Source organism: Christensenella sp. (genome assembly GCF_034927525.1).
In the GTDB taxonomy this organism is placed as follows: domain Bacteria; phylum Bacillota; class Clostridia; order Christensenellales; family Christensenellaceae; genus Christensenella.
This window is the reverse complement of sequence record NZ_JAYFPU010000342.1, coordinates 1-20312: the sequence shown is the minus strand read 5'-3', so window position 1 is coordinate 20312 and position 20312 is coordinate 1. Positions and strand designations below refer to the sequence as shown.

Here is a 20312-nt window from a genome sequence, read left to right as displayed (position 1 = left end):
AAAGCAAGCAGCTGCAGGCATGCTGAATCCGTTTTTGCCGGCGATACAAAAACCATCGGTGGTACAAGCAAAGCTCGCGCCGACAACCGTACAAAAGCCGCAGATGGTAAAGCCGGCAGAGCCGGCAGCCATACCGCAGTGGCAGAAAAAACAGGAAGCTCCGCCGATCAAGCCGCAGATGAGGAAAAACGAAGGAGCGATGCCCAAACCCCAAACAAATGTGGAGAGGCTGACAACTGCGGTGTTGGCGCACAAGGGGGATGTGGACGACCCGTTTGTGCTGGAGCTGAACCGCGACAGTTGGGAGCAGGACTATCGCGCAGGGAGGCAAAAGGCGTTTGAAATAGGGATCGGCGACTATGCGGATAAACTGTTTTCCGGGAAGACAAAACCGTCCGAGGGTCTTGGCAAGGGGCAAGCCCGCACAGACGGCGACCTTGCCGACCCGTTCATACAGGGATTGTGGGGAGAGCAGGAGCTAAAGAATGATTTCGTGCGGGAGGAGCTAAAGAAATTTACCCCTGCGCTGGATGCGCGCGTAAAGGAATTGCGTGAGAGGATCAATGCAAAGCTGGCGCAGGCGGTTGAAGATGAAAAAGATACCGACACTAGCATGAATATGGTGTATACTATGGATAAGAATGATCCGAAGATCGCGCGAGACGGCATCATAACGGGAGCGACGAAGGTCGATCCGCAGACGGTGGGGAATATGGTACAGCCATTGTCGGCGAGCGTAACGCCGCCGGCACAGCCGACGCCAGATCCGAAACCGGATGAGACGGGTGGCAGCAACCTTGATCTTGGTATGGGGCCGATCACGCAGGAGAAGGCGGACGAGGTAAGGGCGGCGCAGGCACCGCAAACGCATGTGCAGAGTACGAATACAGTAGCTGATCTGGCGGCGGGAGCGCAGCCCATGACCCCGGGGGAAGTAGGCATACGCGATTATTTAGAGGAGCATCCAGAGGAAGCAAACGGCGGCACGATGTCAGGACAGATCAGCCAAACAGTGCCGTTGCAGCAGGTGGAAAAGCAAGGGTATGCGGAAGCGCCAACAGAACTAAAACAGATGTATGATATTTTAGGCGATGGAGATACAGGATCAGGTGTTTCGTTTGAGAATATTGAAAAATCGGCTGGAAAAGATATGCATTTTGAAATGGATGATCAAGGGAATGTGATTGGAGATTATAGGGATTCTTTTCAGGAAAAAATTGATGACCGTTATCCAAACAGCAGCCAAGAAGAGAAAGAGACTTTGCTTGAGGGGACGTTGCTCTTGCTAAAAGCTGAATTTGGCAAACAAAATGCTGATCCGGCAAAAATTATTGATGTGACGGATAAATATGGACAGATGGTCACAGACAGCTTGAACAACCCATTCTGGCAAACAGAGATGTTGGGAATCGCTGGTAACAAAGGCGTATATTATCTGAAGGATGAACCACAGGTCATCCAGAAATTATGCGGAGACCAGATTCCCAAAGAAGTGATGGACGAGGCATTGAGAGTTGGCGGTGCAGAGGGAGTTAATTACCTGATGCAGGAGGGCTATGGCTATTTCCGTGTAGGTGATAAGGTGATGAGCCCGGAAGAATTGGGAAATTACTCTTTGGGCGTGATCGCGACAGGGCATGGACATTCGAGAGGAGCGGGATATGACGCGGCGAATAAGGATAGATGGTGGATGGATTTACAAAAGATTTTTAACTCTTCAAATGAAACAAACCGGAATGCCGGTGAGCTTTATGATAAGTATTATCAGACCATGGGGATGAATGATCTTGGAAAATGGCAAGGATAACATAGTCGTTGCATGGACAAATGTTAAAAGGAGTCCTGAAAATGGAAAAAAGCATTGAACAGAAAAAAGTGATCGCACTGAATATTGCCGCCATTGCCGATATTCTTTTTACGATATGGCTGCTCTTGGTGCTCTTTAATCGGTGGCCTGATTGGATTTTTCTATGGGGCGGCATCCTACATGCCGTTGTCACCGTTATTGTGATGGTGCAGTACATTGCCGTACTGCGCCTTGATTGGCTGGAAGCGCTTAAACCTGTATGTGTGACATTGCTTTTGTTCTATCTGGTTTCGCCAATACCGCTTATACTTCCGCCATTCTGGCCGTCTGATCTTCATCCGGAGATTTGGGTGCGCGGCACAAGAGGGCTTGCTAGCTTGATTGTGATTGCTTTATCTCTTGTTTATTTGGTTAAGACGAGAAAACAAAAAAACAGGCGGAAAGCTGGAATGATCGTTTGCCTCGTGTTCGGAATATTGTTTTGTTTGGTGGTACAGGTGCAAATTGTATAATATTCCCCTGTCGGAAGAGAATAGACTATTAGAACATATTAGTCTGAGCGCAATGGATGGAGAAGATCATAAGACCGTCGAAAAGAACACTCTTCTTCCTTCTCTGGCTCAATACGAAAAAAAGTGTTGAGCCACAGAAGGATTCTATCGTTACGCAAGAGTAAAGAATTGTTTCTTACAACAAAAGGGGCTGCCTCAGAATAAAAACTGAGACAGCCCCTTTTGTTATTTTATGTCGGAATCAGAACCGTGTATCGTACTGTTTGTTTTCCTGCAGAATATCCTCTAGGATATTCTTCGCCACTGTCTCGCTGTGTACAAATGGATCGACGAGCAGCGACTGCAGCGCCAGTGTTTTGTCACCTGTCGCGGTCGCGTCTGCTGCCAGAAGCGCAATGCGGCCATTGAGCTCACAGATCGCGGCAGCTGCGTCGGGCAGCCTGCCGATCTTTGTCTGTGCCACATAGTCCGGCCCGATCACGCCGCACGTCTCTACGATGAGGTCGGGCGAGAGGTTTTCGATCGTTCCGCCGTTTACCGCGTTGAACGCCGGGAAATAGGTGGGGTCTCCACCAAACATATAGCGGCTGATCTGCGTGCTCATCCATCCTGTCCTTCTCTGCTTGATGAACGCCTGCGCGCTTTCCTTGCCTGTGATCTGTGCCGCGATCTGCGCCCATGCGTTCTGGTCGCGCCCCCCGAACCAGTCTTTTACCGGGAAGGGGTAAAGCCCGCTGCGTTCCTGATTGCCCTTATCAGACGACCAGCAATAATCCGCTACGTGGCTGTCAGCCGGGGAGCCGAACAGGCCGAACAATTTATAGACCTCCGTGCAATAACGGTAGCCTGCGGGAATATCTGAGAGCGGTACGCTGTCGAGGATCGATTTTAATTTCGGATACAGGTCCTCGCCCGTTTTTTTGTCGCGTACATCGAGTATCCACATCATGTGGTTCACGCCCGCCTGACGCAACGTGATGTTGTCCGCCGGACACATGAATTCGCGCTCTACCGGGTCGGCAAGCTTGGTGCTTTCCTCCCTGTCTGTCATGCCTAAAATCTGCTCTAACGCCATTTGCACGAGCTCGTGCCCGTAGCAGTAGCCAACCACCTTTGTTTTGCTGTGGCGCGTGACCGCCGCCTGAATCCTTGCAAGCGGATTGTTGTCGAGCACCAGCCATGCGTTCGGGCAAAGCTCCTCCATATCCGCTGCGATATCGAGCGCGAGCGGTACGTGGCGCATCGCCATCGAAAGGCCTGCCGGCCCTGTCGTATGGAATTCATATGGATTGAGACCGTGCTTCTGGCAAATTTCCAGTTCACGCGCCCAGGCGTGCATATAGTTGACCGCCGCGAACATATAAACGACCTTTGCACCGGGCAGCATATCCCTGCGGTCGGGGCTGCCGATGAATTCTACATCCCAGTCCATGATCTCATTGAGTTTCCTGCCGATGTTCAGCACTTCTTCGAGGCGCTCCGGACGTCTGTCCACCAGTGCGACCGTGCAGCCCCTAAATTCTTCGTATTTGAAGATTTCCTGTAAAAAGAACTCCGTATATTGGCTGCCTGAGCCGATCAATACGATTTTGTTTTCTCTTGCCATGATAGTTTCCTCCTTGCTATCTCTTCGCATTCTTTCTTGCATAGTTGATCAATATCAAAAGCACCACCGCGCCGTAAATGATTTTGCGCACGGGCTCTCCCATCTGTATCGTCATGAGCAGGGACTCGAGTATGGTCAGGAAAATAACGCCTGTGACCGCTCCGCCGTAGTTGCCCTGTCCACCGCTAAGTGATATCCCGCCGACGACTGCCGCCGCGATGGACGGCATGACATAAGCGCCGCCTGTTTCTAAGTTGTTCGGGGTAGACATATAGCCGAGCAGGAACAGTCCCGCGATGCCGCATACAAGGCCGCCCGCACCGTAGGCAAGCACTCTTACAAGGCGTGTATCCACGCCTGAGAGCTCTGCCGTCATACGGTTTGCGCCCACGCCGTAAAGCATACTGCCCAGCTTGGTTTTTTTCGTGATAAGCATCACCACTACGATGATGACCGCCCATACCCAGATCATGTTGGGAATTCCGGCGATCTCGCCGTATACAAAATCATACAATACGCCGGGCGCCATACCGTTGGGGAAGCCGCCTGTATAAAGAAGCATGAACCCGATGATGACGCTGCTCATGGAAAGCGTCATGATGAGCGGCGGTATTTTCAGGATCGCCACGCCCAGACCGTTGATGATGCCGAAGCCCGTGCTTATTGCAAGCGCGATGACCACGGAAAGCACGAAATTATCGGTATTTGCACAAATCTGTGCAATCAATATCATTGCAAACTGCAGGATGGAACCGACCGACAGGTCTATTCCGCCGCTGTCCACAACCATGACGATCGTTTGCGCCAGGGTAATGATACCCAGAAAAGCCGCGATCATCAGAAGGTTCAGTATGTTGGATGGCGCTGCAAACCCCGGAGATATGATTTGTCCGGCTACTAACAGTATAACAGATAATACGATCGCCATGAACGTATTTGACTGTATTCCCTTTTTTAATGTCAGTGTTTTACTTATATTCATATTCGCCACCTCAACTCGTCCGTTTCTTTAGGTTGGGGATCGCTGCGATAAATAGTGCGATGATCACGATCAATCCCCTGATCATGTCCTGATAAAAGGACGGGATGCCGGCAAAATAAATGATGTTGGTGATCAGTATCATAATGCAGGCCCCGAGCGCCGCGCCCAGCATTTTTCCTGTGCCGCCCGCAAGGGCAACACCGCCCATGATCGCTGCTGCGACCGTAGAGAGCTGATACGTATTTCCTACCCTGAAATCCCCTGCGCCCGTCTGTCCCGAAACAATGATCCCGACGATCCAAATAAAGAATCCGGACAGCAGGAACGCGCAGAACTTGATTCGTTTTGCATTGATGCCGCTTGCTTCCGCTGCATTTTCATTGCCGCCCACGGCGTAGATATATTTTCCGAACCTTGTTTTAGAAATCACCCACCACAACACGCCGATGCCTGCTAGGATGGGCACAGTGGCCGGCAGTACGCCGCCAATGCTCGCCGAATAGATGCCCGGCAACCATTTGGGGATGTAGCCGCCCGGAACCGGAAGCACCAGCAAGGCGATCCCGATCAGCATCATGGAAACGGCAAAGGTAGCAACCATTGCGGGTAACCTCAGGTACGCGACCAGCACGCCATTAAGCGCGCTTACCGCAAGCGCCGCCAGCAGGCTTACAGCAAGTGCAAACACCACGGATTCGGGTGTATCGCCCATTGCCGTCGCCAATATGCAGTTGACAAGGGAGATATTTGCACCGATCGAAAGGTCTATGCTGCCGCTTATGATCACGATACTTTGTGCGATCGTCGCCACAACGATCGGCGTAATGACGGAAAGGTTTCCGTAAATAGTATCTGCGGAAAAGAACCGTTGATCGAGTATTACATTCAGGACAAATATGATGATAAATATAGTGACGCCGGCAAACAGAGAACTCTTGGTTGCTTTTTTCAGGTTAATTTGTACTTTTTCCATCTTCTCCGCCTCCTTCGTTATGCATATGCAGCGCCTCTTCCACGAGGCGCGCGTCGCTCAGTTCTTCGCGCGGTATTTCCGCAACGATCTTTCCCTCAAACATGACCAGCACCCTATTACAAATGTCGATGAGTTCGTGGTTATCGCTTGCGTATAGCAATACCGATTTCCCTTCCTGTGCAAACCCCCTGCATATTTCATACAGCTCTCTGCGCGCTTCTACGTCGATCCCTTTTGCGGGGTCGGACATCAGGAGTATGTTCGGCTTGCGGTTGATCCATTTGCCGACAACTACTTTTTGTTGGTTTCCGCCGGATAAATTTCCGACGTTCATCGAAGGGTCGCGCGGTGTGAGCGATATTTTTTCCATCAATTCATCCGTCTTTTTCTTAAGCGCACGGTGGTTTAGGATAAAGGACGCTTTTCTGCTGCAAAATTCCGGATATAGCAGGTTCTCGAAAACGTTGTGCTGCAGAAACAAGCCTTCCTTATTGCGGTCGCCGGGGACAAGTACGACGCCCTGCTCAATCGCTTTTTTCGCGTTGCTCCACTTTGTTTTCTTGTCTTTGAAGTAAATTTCTCCGGACGTTTTGGGTAAGAAACCCGAGATGGCCAGCAGCAGTTCCTCCTGCCCCATCCCCTGCAGTCCGGATATACCCACGACTTCGCCTTCCTTAAGCTCGAAGCTTACGTCGTGCAGGACATTTTTGATACATAGATTTTCTATTTTGAGCATGGTATTGCCAATTTTTGCATCGGAGGCAAGCACCTCTTTTTCTTCGTCTTTTCCGGTGATCTCGCGGAGTATTTTTTTGTTGTGTTCTTCCGGGTCTATTTCCCGCAGGTCGAGCGTGCTCACCGTCTTACCATTTCTAAGCACCACGACCTTATCACACAATTGCGTCACCTCCCACATTCTGTGGGAGATGAACACAATCGATGTGCCTTGTTCTTTTAGCTCTGCTACGATCTCAAAGAGCATATTTACCTGTGCAAATTCTAAGGATGCAGTCGGTTCGTCCAGTATCAACAGCTTTGGCTTTAGGGAAACCGCCTTGCATATTTCCACCAATTGCTTTTGAGACGGGGATAGTTCGCTTACCTTACACGTCTCGAACCCTTTCAGACCGAACCGCTCAAGCGCTTGTTTTGCTTGTGCGAGTAATTCTTTGCTGTCGATCAGTATCCCCTTCTTTGCTTCGTTGCCCATGCAAATGTTTTCCCAGACCGTCATATCGTTTACAAGACTTAAGTTCTGGTGTGCCATTGCAATGCCGATTTCGCGCGCCTGTTTTGTTGAGCGGATCGTGACGGGTTTTCCTTCAAATAGGATTTCTCCGCCGTCCGCGCAGTAAAGACCCGAAATCACGCGGGACAACGTGGTTTTTCCAGAGCCATTTGCCCCAAGAAGCCCGCACACCGTACCTTGTGCAATTTCCATGCTGGCTTCGCTTAAGGCGACGACGCCCCCGAAATGCTTGCTAATCCCTTTCACCTCTAATGTGTTCATGTCTTACCCTCCATGCCTGCATCCTCCGGCATTTTTTACTTGCTGAATAAAGCGTCCAGATCTTCTTCGCTCATCCATTCATCCGGATAATACGAATCCGGGCGGCCTTCCGTCTCTACAAACTGTGTATAGAATTCGTCAAAGTTGTTTTCATCTACCTTGACTGAAACGTCATACAAATAGGTGTTTCCATCCGTAAACTCTCCCTGGAATTCCTTGCCCTGCGCGAGGCGTACGGCAAATCCAAGCGCAGTTGCGCCAATTCCCGGCGGGTTTACAAGACCAAAGGATACAAATTCCGGATATTCTTCACGGATCGATTTCCATTCCTTAAGGCCAGCTACCTGTGTTTCACCTGTGGACACGATGCTGTCAAGCTTCTTCGCGGATTTCAGAGCGTTGAAGATGCCTACTGCCATACCGTCCATAGAAAGGATGCCTTTCAGGTTCGGGTTTGTGGCGATCAGCTGCGAAGCGGCTTTCTGTCCACCCGGGTTGTCCCAGTTTCCTACTGCCGTTCCTACGATTTTGATGTCCGGATATTTTGCGAGCGTGTCTTTCCAGCCAGCTACGCGCTGATCGTTCGCGGGCATGCCCGGCGTTCCCTCGATATACGCGACTTCGCCTTCTTTGCCGATCGCATTTGCCAGCCAGTCAGCGAACTGGGAACCCCACTTATAGTGGTCGATCGTTACGTTGTATACGCCTTCCGCGGAGATCGCCTGGTCAAAAGCAACGACCGTAACGCCCTTTGCAACCGCTTCTTCCGCCACTTCGTTGAGACCGTCTGCAGAGATGGGGTTGATGAGCAGTACGTCTACGCCGTCATTGACCATGTTGCGGATCTGTGCGATCTGGGAGTTTGTGTCTGTGCCTGCGTGCTGCACGATGAGGTCTCCCTCTACCCAGCCTTTGCCTTTGTAGTTTTCAAACACACGCATCACGTCGTCGATCATCTGTGCACGCCACGGATACATAAATGTGTTGGAAAGGCCTACCTTGAGCGGTTTTACCTCTGCGCCCTCTGCCGGTTCGGAAGCGCCGTCGCTCGCCTCACCTGATTCGGGCGCTGCCGCGGACTCGCTTGCTGCGGGTGCCTCGGATGCGGACTCTTGCGCCGGAGCCGGTGCGCAGGCCGTAAAGACCATAGCCAGTACCAGCAGCATAACTACTACAAATGTAATTTTCTTCATTTTCTTTCCTCTCTTCTTCTTTGTGATTTATTGATTTTGGAATGTCTATTCCAAACTGCTATACCATTGTTTGATGTGTTCCTTTAACTGCATGATGTTCGGGCTTTCGCCATGTGTGATGTAATAGCTCGACATCGCGTTGCCATAGACGTTGCACACATCGCTCGGTGCACCACACAGCCTTCCAAGCGCATAACCTGCATTGAAATTGTCGCCTGCGCCCGTCAGCAGCTTAGGGTCTTTGTTGAATTGCGTGGGCAGCGTGTAGATTTTATGGCCGATGCAGGAATAACAATCCCTGCAGCTGTGCAGCACCACGCCGTCTACCGCGATCTCACTTCCCAATTGCTGACAAAGCTCCTGATAGTCGGCAATGCTTCTTCCAAACAGCATCTTGCCCACTTCCATCGCTTCGTTTTCGTTGAGGCTCAGTATCACCGTCCTCACGGTCGCCAGCTTTTCTAAAATATCAAGCATCTCGCGGATATCCGCTTTTGAACGGCGCGAGCAGTCCGCAAGGTCAACAAATATTTCTTTTGACTTATCAGGCGTTTGCGCAAGATAGTCGTACAGTTTTTCCCAAAGATAGGAAGCGTATTCGAGCTCGCTCCAGTTGACGAGCGCCAGCATATCGGCATCCGCAAAAACTTTTTTCAGCTTTTCTTCGCCAATGCACGAAATGATCTGCTCCCACGCGTCGTGCTTCATCTTTACGTTGGGGGAAAGCATCACCTTGCCGTCCCGAAATTCCAGCGACATGGCGATCGCGTTGTTGCCATAGCTGTAAAGCTCACATTTTTCGCGCATTTCGTCGAACACTTCGTTGATCTGGTTCTTTCCAAACAGGCCGATCACCGATGTATTGACGTTGCACTCGCTGACTGCGCTTGCAAAGATCGCACAGTTCCCGCCGGGCTTGCGTACGCTCTCGTCAAGCTCGATGCTGCAGCTTACGCCGCTTTTGGAGGAAAGATAATCCCCAAACTCCGCCATCGTCTCAAAAAACTCCACCGTTTCCCGGTCTTTTTTGCGTACCGCTCTGCAAATGGAATCCGAGCAGCCGTCAAACCCTAGCGTGATCGTTTTTTCGCCCGGTTGCGCATATTCTAAATTTTGAATTGCTTGTTCCAACAGATTTTTCATGAGGGTGTCCCTTAAACGATTTTTTTTGCGGCTGCTTTGTCAAAATAGAACGTGATATCTGCATGGTCACGGATGAGCGTGACCGGGCAATCCACTGTCTTTTCGCCCTTGATCGTCTGCTCTACGATATCGGCCTTATGCTCGCCAAACGCCATCACGATCACCTTCTTTGCCTGCATGATCTGCGGGATGCCGATCGTGATACCGGAGGTCAGCTCGTAGTCTTTGTCAAAATATTTAACGCCTACTGTTTTGCTCGTCTGGCTTAAGGTCACCACGCGAATGCCGTCCGTTTCCTTCGTGCCCGGCTCGTTGAAGCCGATGTGACCGTTCATGCCGATGCCGAGAAGGATAACGTCGATCGCGCCGCCGTTCTGTTCGATGAACTTTTGTGCGCCGTCGCATTCCTCTTGCAGATCGTCGCTTTGTCCGTCAAAGAAGAACATCCGCTCGCCCCGCTCGAGCGCGAGTGGCTCTAAAAAGTATTTCGATACATCGTGGATGCAGCTGCCCGGGTCTTCGATACCCAGCCCGACCCATTCGTCGAGGGACAGGAAGCGAAAGGAATCCGCCGGATATTTGTTTGCCTGCGCATCACGTACAAGCTGCTTCATGACGGGAACGGGGGAATGCCCCGCGCACAGGCACATCAGCGCGTCCTGTTTTTTGCTGACTACATTCTCGATCTCCTCCGCAATCGCAGCGGAGAGTTTGTTTTCGTTTTCTACAATCTGAATTTTCATAATGCCTCCCTGTTTAATTAACTAACTTTATTAATTAATTAATGAAAAAAATTATAGTATATCGCCGATCCTTTTTTCACACACCATGATCGCGCTGCCCACAAGCTCGGGCAGCTTGGAGCTTGCAAGCTCGCAGTTGATTTTAAGCAGGCTCATATTCTCCAGGTTCTTTTGTATCTCTTTTAACAGCGCTTCGCCAAAGTGGCTGACCAGCAGTCCACCGACCACAACGAGGTCAAAGTCGAGCAATACCGAAACATTCGCGATCGTAAGCGCAAGCGTTTTCGAAATACGCTCCATATATTCACAGCTCGCCGCACTATCGTCCATGCCATTTTTGATGAAATCCGCTGTGTTGACCGTGCTTTCCAGCCAACCGAGCTGCCCTTCCTTTGTGGGGAAGTCTTCATCGAACGAAGTATAGGCGATCTCTCCTGCGAAGTGGTGAATCCCGTGGCGGAGCTCGCCACTGAGCACCACGCCTGCGCCAAGCCCTGTGCCCAGCGAAATATAGATCAGGTCTTCGCTCTTATCCAGCCGGCGCATTTTGAATTCGCCAACGGCGGCGGCGTTGATATCGTTTTCCATGAACACCGGCACACTGAGCTTTTCACTAAGCTGCGCCAGCATGTCCGTACAGTCTGTTTTTTCGCGCATCCCTAAGGTAAAGGCATATTCCACCGTGTTTTTTTGCGTATCCACGACGCCCGGCATCCCTAGCCCCACGCCCAGTATCCTTTGCTGCGGGACTTCGTTGCGCTGTATCATCTGAGCGATGGCAGCCACGATTTCCTGGCCCAGCATATCCTGCAGAGGAAGGCGTAAGGGCATTTGTATATAATCTATGATCTCGCCGTTCAAATCGACGAGCGCGATGCGCACGTTTTCGTCCTGAAAATCTACCCCAAAGGCATAAAACGCCTTCTCGTTACGCTTTAGCAGGTTTGGCCTGCGGCCTACGGCCGCTTCGCCTTCGCCGGCGTGCAGCAGAATTTCCTTTTCTATGAATGAATCAATGATCTTGATGACCGTCGGCGCGCTGATCCCCGTCATCCGGCTGATGTCGGCTTTGGAATAGCTATTTCCGTCCTGGAACAGGTCATAGACAACTCTGCTGTTATTTTTTTTCAAATGGGAAGGAACGTAAACGTTCATCATGATTCCTCTTTACTTCGTATTGGGTTCCATTTCCATTTTAACACAGATTTTGACTTCTACAACCACATTTCAGTTTTATAGTTTATGCGTCGCGGTTATTTAATTAGTTAACTTTACTAATTAATATAAACGATGTTTGTTTTTTTGTCAATCCCCTGTATAAAAATTTAATCAAAAAAAGAAAGAGCAGGGATACCGCTCTTTCTTTTTTGCCTCATTATAGTTCCCATATTTCCCGCGCATATTCCCCGACCGTACGGTCGCTAGAGAAAAATGCGCTGCGCGCAACGTTATACAAGCACTTGCGCCCAAACGCCATTTTGTCCTTCGTATCGTAAATGGCACACAGCTTCTGGTTGACGTAATCTTCAAAATCGAGCAGCAGCCGGTACTTGTCCGCCTGCTGGCAATAAGAACCGTGCAAAAGCATATCATAGATCGCACGGAACATGCCTGTGTTTCCGTCCGAGACCGTCCCGTCGATCAGCGTATCGATCACGCGTTTTAGCCGTGCATTGTTTTCATAAATCTCCATCGGGTTGTATGTCCCTTCGATGCTGACAAGGTCTTCTACCCGCGCGCCGAATATGTAATTGTTCTCCTCGCCGGCCTGCTGCACGATCTCTATGTTCGCGCCGTCGTACGTGCCCAGCGTGACCGCGCCGTTCATCATGAACTTCATGTTGCCCGTGCCCGAAGCCTCCATGCCCGCTGTGGATATCTGCTCGGAAATGTCTGCCGCCGTTACCAGCTTTTCCGCGTAGGAAACGTCGTAGTTGGAAACAAACACGACCTGCAAAATGTCGTTTACCGCAGGATCATTCTCTATCATGCGGCCGATCTCGTTGATGAATTTGATGATCCCTTTGGCGATATAATAGCCGGGCGCCGCTTTGGAGCCAAACAAAAACGTCGTCTGCGGGAAATCCGTAAGCTCCCCGCTTTTGAGGCGGAAGTAGATATCCAAGATAGAGAACGCATTCAAAAGCTGCCGTTTGTATTCGTGCAGACGCTTGATCTGGATATCAAATACCGAATCTGCGCGCACGGCGATCTTATCGCGTTTATAGATGTATAACGCAAGCTTATCCTTGCGCACCTGCTTGGCCTCGTTAAAGCGCCGTACAAAGCTGTCGTCCCCGATATAAGGCTCGATGCCCCTGATCTGCTCCAAGTCCTTTACCCAGCCCCAGCCGATTTTTTCCGAAATGAGCTCCGCAAGCTCCGGGTCGCACAGCGCAAGCCACCTGCGCTGTGTCACGCCGTTCGTCTTATTTAGAAAACGCTCGGGAAACCACTCGTACCAATTGCATAACACCTTTTCCTTTAAAAGCTCTGTGTGGATCGCCGCTACGCCGTTGACCTTTTTGGAGCAATACACAGCGAGGCGCGCCATGTGTACCGCACCGCCGCACAATATCTCAAGCTCGTCCTTGTTCCGGTCGCCTATTTCGGCGAGCAGCCTGTCATTGATGAGCACCACGATCTCGTAAAGCTTAGGCAGCAAGGTGCGGAACAAATCGATGTTCCACGTTTCGAGCGCCTCCGCCATGATGGTATGGTTGGTATAGGCGAACACGTCGCGCGCCATTAAAAACGCGTCTTCAAAATCGACTCCTTCCTCCCCCATCAGCCGGATAAACTCCGGGATCGCGATCACCGGATGTGTGTCGTTTAGCTGGATCGTATGGTATTTTGCAAAGTCCCGCATATCGCATTCGTAGTCGCGCTTGTACCTGCGCAGCAAGTCCTTAAGCGATGCGCTGGTAAAGAAGTACTCCTGCTTTAAGCGCAGCTCTTTGCCCTCCTGCGTGCTGTCGTTGGGGTATAGGACGCGGGTGATCATTTCCGCGCTGTTTTTTTCCGCTACCGCACCGGCGTAATCCCCGTCGTTAAATTTTTGGAAATCAAATTCACGCAGCGCTTCTGCCTGCCACAGGCGCAGCGTATTGACCTGCCCTCCCTCAAATCCGATGACCGGCATATCGTAGGGCACGGCTTTTATTTCCTGTCCGTGGAACCTGACGATCACGCTTTCGTCTTCCTTGCGCAAAAACCACGGGTCGGTGTCGCTTTTCCAGTCGTCCGCCACCTCTACCTGAAATCCGTCTTCGAATTTCTGGCGAAAGAGGCCGTTTTTGTATTTGATGCCATAGCCGACAAGCGGCAGGCCGAGCGTCGCCGCGGAATCGAGAAAGCACGCCGCCAGCCTTCCCAGGCCGCCGTTGCCCGTTGCCGCATCTTCAATATCTTCCATTTTTTTGATGTCCACGCCGCGGGCAAGCAGTTCCGCCTTCAGCTCCTTCAGCCAGCCGAGCGCGTATATGTTATTGAATACCATACGCCCGATTAAGTATTCCGCCGAAAAATAATACGCCTTTCTTTTTTGCGCGTCACGCTCTGCGTTCCACGCGGGCGAGATCTCTTCTATGACCGCCTGGGCGATCGCCGCATTGAGCTCCGCCGCGGTCGTATCACACAATTGCTTTTGCATATCGTCTTGCACGATATGCTCTATTCTTTCTAATGCCTTCATTATATCTCCTGACTTTTCACCGCTGTTTTTCCGCAATGAAAATACGCGAATTATAGCATTTATAACCTTTTTTGTCAAACGGCACACGCCCAATACAAAAACGATTGTAAAACTTTTGTGATGTGCGGGAAAGCGGCTCAAAAAAGGCTGTACCAGCAAGGTACAGCCTTTTCATTTAATCCAGTATTTGAAGCAGCTCCGGGAACCCGTTGATCACATATGTTGGGTCGAACTGGTCAATCACAGACTGTGGGTCGCGCGCCCATGCGATGTCCGTCACCGCAAGGCAACAGTCCCAACCTGCGTCTTTTGCGATCTCCATGTCGCGCCCTGCGTCGCCGATGAGCAGCACGCGTCCTTCTTTGCAGTGAGCGTCACACACGTCCATACAGCGCTTTTCCTTATCCGATTCCTTCTGTGTCGCGCCTTCCACGGCCTTGAAATAATCCTGTAAGCCGTGCAGGTCAAGGATACGCTCTGCGGCGGGCTGCAGGCTGTTCGTCACGACACTCATCGGGTATCCGCGGTCTGCAAGCGTATTAAAAACCTCTTTTGCACCGTCGATCAGCGGAATGTCCATCATGAGGTCGTCTACCCCGCCCTTGTAAAAGGCCGCCAGCTTTTCATATACCTCGTCCACCCGCTCCTCAGGAACGCCGATATTGCGGAACATTTCTTCGATCGTGAACCCAAGTCCCAGAATCGTATCACCCATACTCACCTCAATTTCGTGCGTGTCAAAAAAGCGGTGGTACGCGGCGATGTGGAAGGGTGCGGAATCGATGAACGTACCATCCATATCAAAGATCAGAAAATCGTATTTGGGCATTGCTTTTCCCCTTTTTCCAAAAATACAATACATGAGAACCATATCACAGCACGCCTTGTTCGTCAACCTAGCACAGCGCGTTGCTTCTGCGTCCGCGCTGATATATAATGATGCAATACGATCATACTACGGAGGTGCTTCATGCAATTTCACGATATCGAGTCCCTTTCCAGAGAAAAGCTGCTCGAGCTTTGCAAAATATACGCTAAAAACTGGCTGGCGCACGACGGCTGCTGGTTTTTGTCCATCGAGCAAAAGCGCGGCATGGAAGAAGCGATGGAGCACGACGCGAACGCCTGGCGGCAGTTTACCGCCATCGAGGCACGGCGCTTAAAGGAATTTTTGGGTCTTAGCGAATATGCGGGGGTGGAAGGGCTTGCGCTCGCGTTCCGCTTCCGGCTGCAGGCTTCACTCAACCAGCCGGAGGTCACGATCGACGGCGATACCGTCACCTATCGCGCGCGGCGCTGCCGTACGCAGGATGCGCGCAAACGAAAAGGCCTTGACGATTTTCCCTGTTTGCCCGTCGGACTGGAGGAATATACCGGGTTTGCAAAAGCGATCGACCCGCGGTTTGAGACAGAAGTGATTAGCTGCCCACCCAACTTAACCGAGCAGGGTGCGTGGTGCGTATGGAAATTTACATTGAAAAAAGACCCTGAGACGGTTTAGTACCGCTTCAGGGCTTGTCGATGCTTCGTTTTCTTTCAGTCCGCCTTTTTGGCGTACATCCCCGCAAAAACGTAATATTTATACACACAGTCCACTTGTGAAAACCCCGCCTTCTTGAGCCATAAAAGCTGGTCTGCAAGGGTGGACGGATCATCAAACGCCTGCCGCTCGTATGCCTTTTCGAGCTCTTTTTTATCGATACCGCTGTGCGCGACCTTCTCCTTCCATAGCCGCGAAAACAGGTCTTCCGTCTGTGGATCGGGGCTCAGAACCTGATCCGCATTCAAAAATATCCCGCCCGGATTCAGCATTGTGTAGCATTCGCTGTACAGCTTTTCCTTCTGCGCGGCGCTTAAGTGATGGATAGACAGCGCGGAAATGATGATATCAAATGTTTCTTCAAACTTATAAGCCGTATAATCGGCCGTGATATATTCAAAATCGGGATATGCCGCGAAGCGCTTTTGGGCAACGTCGAGCATCCCTGCGGACAGGTCGATCATCGTTAGATGCGCATTCTTATATTTTTCCAGCACAAATGCCGCAAACAGACCCGTGCCGCCGCCGATATCGAGTACACGCGGCGCGTCCCCCTCAAAATCCAGCGTTTCTACAGGCAACCTGTAAAAATCGTCGAAGCACGGTATGAGCTGTTTTCTTTGTGCGTCATATTCTTTTGATACCGCTTCAAATTTTTCCCTGATGCCCAAAATTCTACTTCCTTTTTGCTACATAGTATAACAGGAATTTTTTTGTGATGCAAAAAACGCCTAAAGACTGGTGCGTTTGTCGATCGCCGTTACAGGGCACGTTTCCGCGCACAGCCCGCAATGCAGGCAGTTTTCTTGACGGATCACGTATGGTGCAGCGGACGCAATGCACTGCTGCGGGCAAACCGCTGCACACTGCCCACATTCGATGCACCCGTCGGTGATCAGGAACCCCCTATATACTTCCTCCGGCTGTCCCACAAGGAACGTTTCACGGTAGATGGGCATTCCTGACAGGTTGAAATATTCGCCCTGTCCTTCATACAGGCAGAAGACCTCTAATATATTGCGGCTGTCGCCCGGATAGACCTCGTTCATGGAAGGGTTTTGTTCAAAGATCGGCTGCAAATATTCCTGCGATACCTGCCTTACCCTGCCGCGCAGGGAGAGCATCTCCCAATTTTTTGTCAGACCCGTGAGCGCGACAAACTCCTGCCCTAAAAGCCGCTGGTAAAAATCTTTTCCGCGTGCCGTCAAAAAGTACAGGCAATCATCCTCCACCATCATGATATCGATGATGCGCACCTCCGGCCGTCCGGATTCGTCCACCGTCGCAAAGGCAAAATCCTTTATCTCGCGCATCATTTGCAGATAATCTTTTGTTTCCATGATCCATCCCCCGATATTTCTTGCTGAAAAATTCAGCGTACTATGGTAAAATAAACGCGTATCTAATTTTTGAAACAAAGGAGCTTCATCATGATAGTAGAACCAAAGGTCAGAGGGTTTATCTGTACGACCGCGCATCCGGCGGGTTGCCGGGAAAACGTGCGGCAGCAGATCGAATATGTCAAGGGACAGCCGAAGACGCCGGGCAGCAAAAACGTACTAGTGATCGGTTCTTCGACGGGGTACGGCCTTTCGTCGCGCATTGCGGCTGCATATTCGTGCGGCGCGGCAACGATCGGCGTGATGTTTGAGCGTCCGGCAAACGGTAAGCGCACCGCCTCTTCCGGCTGGTACAATACCGCTGCTTTCGAGGAATTTGCCCACGCAGACGGGCTGTATGCAAAAACCATCAACGGCGATGCTTTTTCAAACGGAATCAAGGAACAGACCATCGACCTGATCAAGCGTGATCTGGGGCAGGTGGATATGGTTATCTACAGCCTTGCGTCTCCTCGCAGAACGGTCGAGGACGGCACCACATATTCCTCCGTGCTTAAAACGACAGACAGCGACTATACCAACAAGACCATTGATTTAAATACCAGGCAAATATCCGAGGTCACTATCGCCCCTGCGACGCAGCAGGAGATAGACGACACCGTCAAGGTCATGGGCGGCGAAGACTGGAAGGACTGGATCGCCGCGCTGAGCAGTGCGGGCGTGCTGGCAACAGACGCGGTCACGGTCGCGTATTCCTACATCGGGCCGTCGCTTACCTATCCGGTGTACACCAACGGTTCCATCGGACGGGCGAAGGAGCACCTGTTTGCGACGTCGCAGGAGATCGCGCGGGAGTTCCCCGGCGTTTCCGCCTATATTTCTGTAAACAAAGGGCTTGTGACGCAGTCGTCTGCCGCTATCCCTATCGTTCCGCTTTACATTTCCATCCTTTACAAGGTCATGAAAGACATGGGGCTGCATGAGGGCTGCATTGAGCAGATGTACCGCATGCTGCATGATCGCCTGCTTGCGGGCGATGTTCTAACAGACGAGCGCGGCATGATCCGCCTCGACGACTGGGAGATGCGTAAGGACGTGCAGGACGCGGTGAGCGCGACATGGGACAGAATATCCGACGATAATTTGCAGCAACTCGCGGACATTGAAGGATATTGGGAAGATTTTTATCAGATGTTTGGCTTTAACATCCCGGGCATCGACTACAGCGCGGATGTTGATACACAAGTCAGCGTGCCGAGCATCGGCGAATAAGAAAGAGGCGGAAATAATGCTTGTATTGATCGATAATGCCAATATTGACGAGATTCGGAAGCTATACGACAGCTTTCCTTACGATGGGGTCACCACCAACCCGTCCATCCTGTTAAAGGAGCACCAAAACATTTTTCATGTACTAAAGGAGATTCGTTCCTTTATCCCCAAGGAATCCATGCTGCACGCGCAGCTTATTTCCGATACGGCAGAGAAAATGGTGGACGAAGCGCATTTCATGCTGCGGGAATTGGGAGACGATTTGTTTGTCAAGGTTCCTGTTACACCCGAGGGCCTGCGCGCTATCCGCCTGTTAAAAAAGGAAGGCATCAACATCACAGCGACCGTCGTCTACAATGCTATGCAGGCCTTTATGGCAGCAAAGGCGGGCGCGCGTTTTGCCGCGCCGTACATCAACCGCCTCGATAACATGGGCGCAGACGGCATTCAGGTAGCAAAAGATATCCACGACATTTTCCGCATCCACAACTTAGAAGCGCAGGTCATTGCGGCAAGCTTCCGTAATTCACATCAGGTTTTAAGCCTGTGCAAATACGGCGTTGGTGCGATCACCGCGGCGCCGGACGTGCTGCGCGCGCTTACTTATCACGACGCGACGATGTGCGCGGACGAAAACTTTGGGCAGGACTTCCTTTCACTCGTCAATGAGGTGGAAGGCACGCATTTGAAATAATACGCACCAAAAAAGGGCAGTACCTTCCGTACTGCCCTTTTTTAATTCTCTATAGAAATTTATCGTATTCGTTGCATAGCAGGTACAACGGCTGTTCGTCTTCCTCTATGCCTGAAAAACGGCTGGCGGCTTCCGCCCAATAGTTGTCCGCGTTGTCGTCGTTGACGGAGGAAACTTCCCATGCGATCAGGTCTCCCGTGCCCTTTTCCGCACCAAACGTATGGAGCGAATACGGCGCTAAGGTAATGCTGTTGCCGCGCGTGATCAGGAACTTCTCCCCCGCTTTGACCGTTTTAGGAATACCGTCGCAATAAAAGGTCACGTCGCTCTCCATATCCGGCTTCAGGTCTTTTGTTACATTGTAAAGAATCATAAACATATCTCCGCCGCCGCGGTTGATGATGTCTTCCGTTTTTGTAACGTGATAGTGCAGCGGCAGCCTTTGCCCGTCCTTCACAAACAACATCTTTTCGGCATACGGCGTACCTACGCCCGGCTCGTCCTGCAAGCCGTTGCGAATGGTAAAGAGCACCGCGCCCACCTCTTCAAAATTCTTCATGCCGAAATCGGTGATATCCCATCCCTGCATAACGCGGCGGATGCGGCTCGTATCTTCCTTGCTGTTCTTCCAGTCGTCGATGTTCCAATAAGCAAAATCCGGCAGGCGGATCATGTGCGCGTCGAGCGCCTCTTTTGTTTGCTCTAAAATTCGATTCACTTCTGATCTTTTCATCGTGTTATCTTTCCCCCTGTATCATGTTTCTCCCATTATGATAGCACCTGCCATAAAAGCATGTCAATTCTGTTATTCGCTTTTTTGAGCGACCGCCTGATTGAATGCGTATTCGACCCGGTCAAAGGTAATGCCTTCCTCTTTTAACTCTTCCGGCAGTGAAAACGTAAGCACTGTGCTTTCGCCCGGCTCTATAGGGGCTTGCAACTCCTGCATCTGGGCATAAACGATGTCTGCTCCGTTGACAAATTTTACGGTGATGTTGAGTGTTGCACACGCCTGTTCCGCCCCGTTGTGCACTGTGAGCAGCGCCTCTGTTTCGCCCTTCTCGATGTTGACATTCAGCTTGTCTGTGATATCGATATATTCATTTGCAGCCATCGATATGCGGACCTTCGCATTTACAGCCGGCGGTAGCTCGTTGGGCTTTTTTTCAATGGGGATCGATATACTGCGCCCTGCGCCCACCTGGTAAAACACCAGCTCGCGTTTATCCTCCGGCGAACTAAGCGCTATTGTGATCTTGGGAACCGCAACGTTGTTCGTGTTTCTTACTTGTACGATCATATT

19 protein-coding genes are annotated in these 20312 nt (G+C 51.0%); 5 read left to right on the top strand and 14 right to left on the bottom strand.

Annotated elements, in window-relative coordinates; all coding sequences use genetic code 11:
• Together VB081_RS13750 and VB081_RS13745 are read left to right on the top strand one after the other, a co-directional pair.
• Positions 1-1807 (top strand): hypothetical protein (locus VB081_RS13750; protein ID WP_323401348.1); only part of this gene is annotated, 1807 nt, incomplete at its 5' end.
• A gap of 41 nt (positions 1808-1848) precedes the next feature.
• A complete protein-coding gene (locus tag VB081_RS13745) occupies positions 1849-2319 on the top strand; it encodes a hypothetical protein (protein ID WP_323401347.1) in 471 nt (156 codons plus the stop codon).
• A gap of 241 nt (positions 2320-2560) precedes the next feature.
• On the opposite strand, the gene VB081_RS13740 is transcribed toward VB081_RS13745, so the two are convergent.
• From VB081_RS13740 to VB081_RS13695, 10 genes are all read right to left on the bottom strand, one after another.
• A complete protein-coding gene (locus VB081_RS13740; RefSeq protein ID WP_323401346.1) occupies positions 2561-3925 on the bottom strand; it encodes a family 4 glycosyl hydrolase in 1365 nt (454 codons plus the stop codon).
• 16 nt (positions 3926-3941) lie between these two features.
• The gene (locus tag VB081_RS13735; protein ID WP_323401345.1) at positions 3942-4907 is read right to left on the bottom strand and encodes an ABC transporter permease; all 966 of its coding nucleotides are present in this window, start codon (positions 4905-4907) and stop codon (positions 3942-3944) included.
• A 10-nt stretch (positions 4908-4917) separates the two neighbouring features.
• A complete protein-coding gene (locus VB081_RS13730) occupies positions 4918-5880 on the bottom strand; it encodes an ABC transporter permease (protein WP_323401344.1) in 963 nt (320 codons plus the stop codon).
• Positions 5861-7390: a sugar ABC transporter ATP-binding protein gene (locus VB081_RS13725; RefSeq protein ID WP_323401343.1), complete on the bottom strand. Its 1530-nt coding sequence runs from the start codon at positions 7388-7390 to the stop codon at positions 5861-5863. Before VB081_RS13725 ends, VB081_RS13730 begins: the two co-directional genes overlap by 20 nt.
• 35 nt (positions 7391-7425) lie before the next feature.
• Positions 7426-8583, bottom strand: coding sequence for a substrate-binding domain-containing protein (locus tag VB081_RS13720; protein ID WP_323401342.1), 1158 nt, complete (start codon positions 8581-8583; stop codon positions 7426-7428).
• 45 nt (positions 8584-8628) lie between these two features.
• Positions 8629-9726, bottom strand: a complete 1098-nt coding sequence (locus VB081_RS13715) for a PfkB family carbohydrate kinase (protein ID WP_323401341.1) — start codon at positions 9724-9726, stop codon at positions 8629-8631.
• 11 nt (positions 9727-9737) lie between these two features.
• Positions 9738-10469 carry a 6-phosphogluconolactonase gene (locus tag VB081_RS13710; RefSeq protein ID WP_323401340.1) on the bottom strand — a complete coding sequence of 244 codons (732 nt, stop codon included), beginning with the start codon at positions 10467-10469 and terminating at the stop codon, positions 9738-9740.
• 51 nt (positions 10470-10520) lie between these two features.
• The gene (locus tag VB081_RS13705; protein ID WP_323401339.1) at positions 10521-11627 is read right to left on the bottom strand and encodes an ROK family protein; all 1107 of its coding nucleotides are present in this window, start codon (positions 11625-11627) and stop codon (positions 10521-10523) included.
• A 217-nt stretch (positions 11628-11844) separates the two neighbouring features.
• Complete coding sequence (locus VB081_RS13700) at positions 11845-14163, bottom strand: glycogen/starch/alpha-glucan phosphorylase (RefSeq protein ID WP_323401338.1); 2319 nt, start codon at positions 14161-14163, stop codon at positions 11845-11847.
• A 175-nt stretch (positions 14164-14338) separates the two neighbouring features.
• Complete coding sequence (locus VB081_RS13695) at positions 14339-14992, bottom strand: HAD family hydrolase (RefSeq protein WP_323401337.1); 654 nt, start codon at positions 14990-14992, stop codon at positions 14339-14341.
• A 141-nt stretch (positions 14993-15133) separates the two neighbouring features.
• On the opposite strand from VB081_RS13695, the gene VB081_RS13690 reads away from it, so the two are divergent.
• On the top strand, positions 15134-15664 hold the full coding sequence (locus VB081_RS13690) for a DUF6125 family protein (protein WP_323401336.1): 531 nt from the start codon (positions 15134-15136) through the stop codon (positions 15662-15664).
• 35 nt (positions 15665-15699) lie between these two features.
• Here the strand turns inward: VB081_RS13690 and VB081_RS13685 are convergent, their stop codons facing one another.
• Both VB081_RS13685 and VB081_RS13680 read right to left on the bottom strand, forming a co-directional pair.
• Complete coding sequence (locus tag VB081_RS13685) at positions 15700-16374, bottom strand: class I SAM-dependent methyltransferase (RefSeq protein WP_323401335.1); 675 nt, start codon at positions 16372-16374, stop codon at positions 15700-15702.
• Positions 16375-16434: 60 nt separating this feature from the next.
• A complete protein-coding gene (locus tag VB081_RS13680; protein WP_323401334.1) occupies positions 16435-17043 on the bottom strand; it encodes a 4Fe-4S binding protein in 609 nt (202 codons plus the stop codon).
• 90 nt (positions 17044-17133) lie between these two features.
• Here VB081_RS13680 and fabV point away from each other — a divergent pair, with 90 nt between their 5' ends.
• Together fabV and VB081_RS13670 are read left to right on the top strand one after the other, a co-directional pair.
• Positions 17134-18315, top strand: a complete 1182-nt coding sequence (gene fabV / locus VB081_RS13675; RefSeq protein WP_323401333.1) for an enoyl-ACP reductase FabV — start codon at positions 17134-17136, stop codon at positions 18313-18315.
• Between the two features lie 16 nt (positions 18316-18331).
• A complete protein-coding gene (locus tag VB081_RS13670; RefSeq protein ID WP_323401332.1) occupies positions 18332-19009 on the top strand; it encodes a transaldolase family protein in 678 nt (225 codons plus the stop codon).
• Between the two features lie 49 nt (positions 19010-19058).
• On the opposite strand, the gene VB081_RS13665 is transcribed toward VB081_RS13670, so the two are convergent.
• Both VB081_RS13665 and VB081_RS13660 read right to left on the bottom strand, forming a co-directional pair.
• The gene (locus VB081_RS13665) at positions 19059-19742 is read right to left on the bottom strand and encodes a D-lyxose/D-mannose family sugar isomerase (RefSeq protein WP_323401331.1); all 684 of its coding nucleotides are present in this window, start codon (positions 19740-19742) and stop codon (positions 19059-19061) included.
• Between the two features lie 72 nt (positions 19743-19814).
• The coding region (locus VB081_RS13660) for a hypothetical protein (protein WP_323401330.1) at positions 19815-20312 on the bottom strand (498 nt) is incomplete at its 5' end.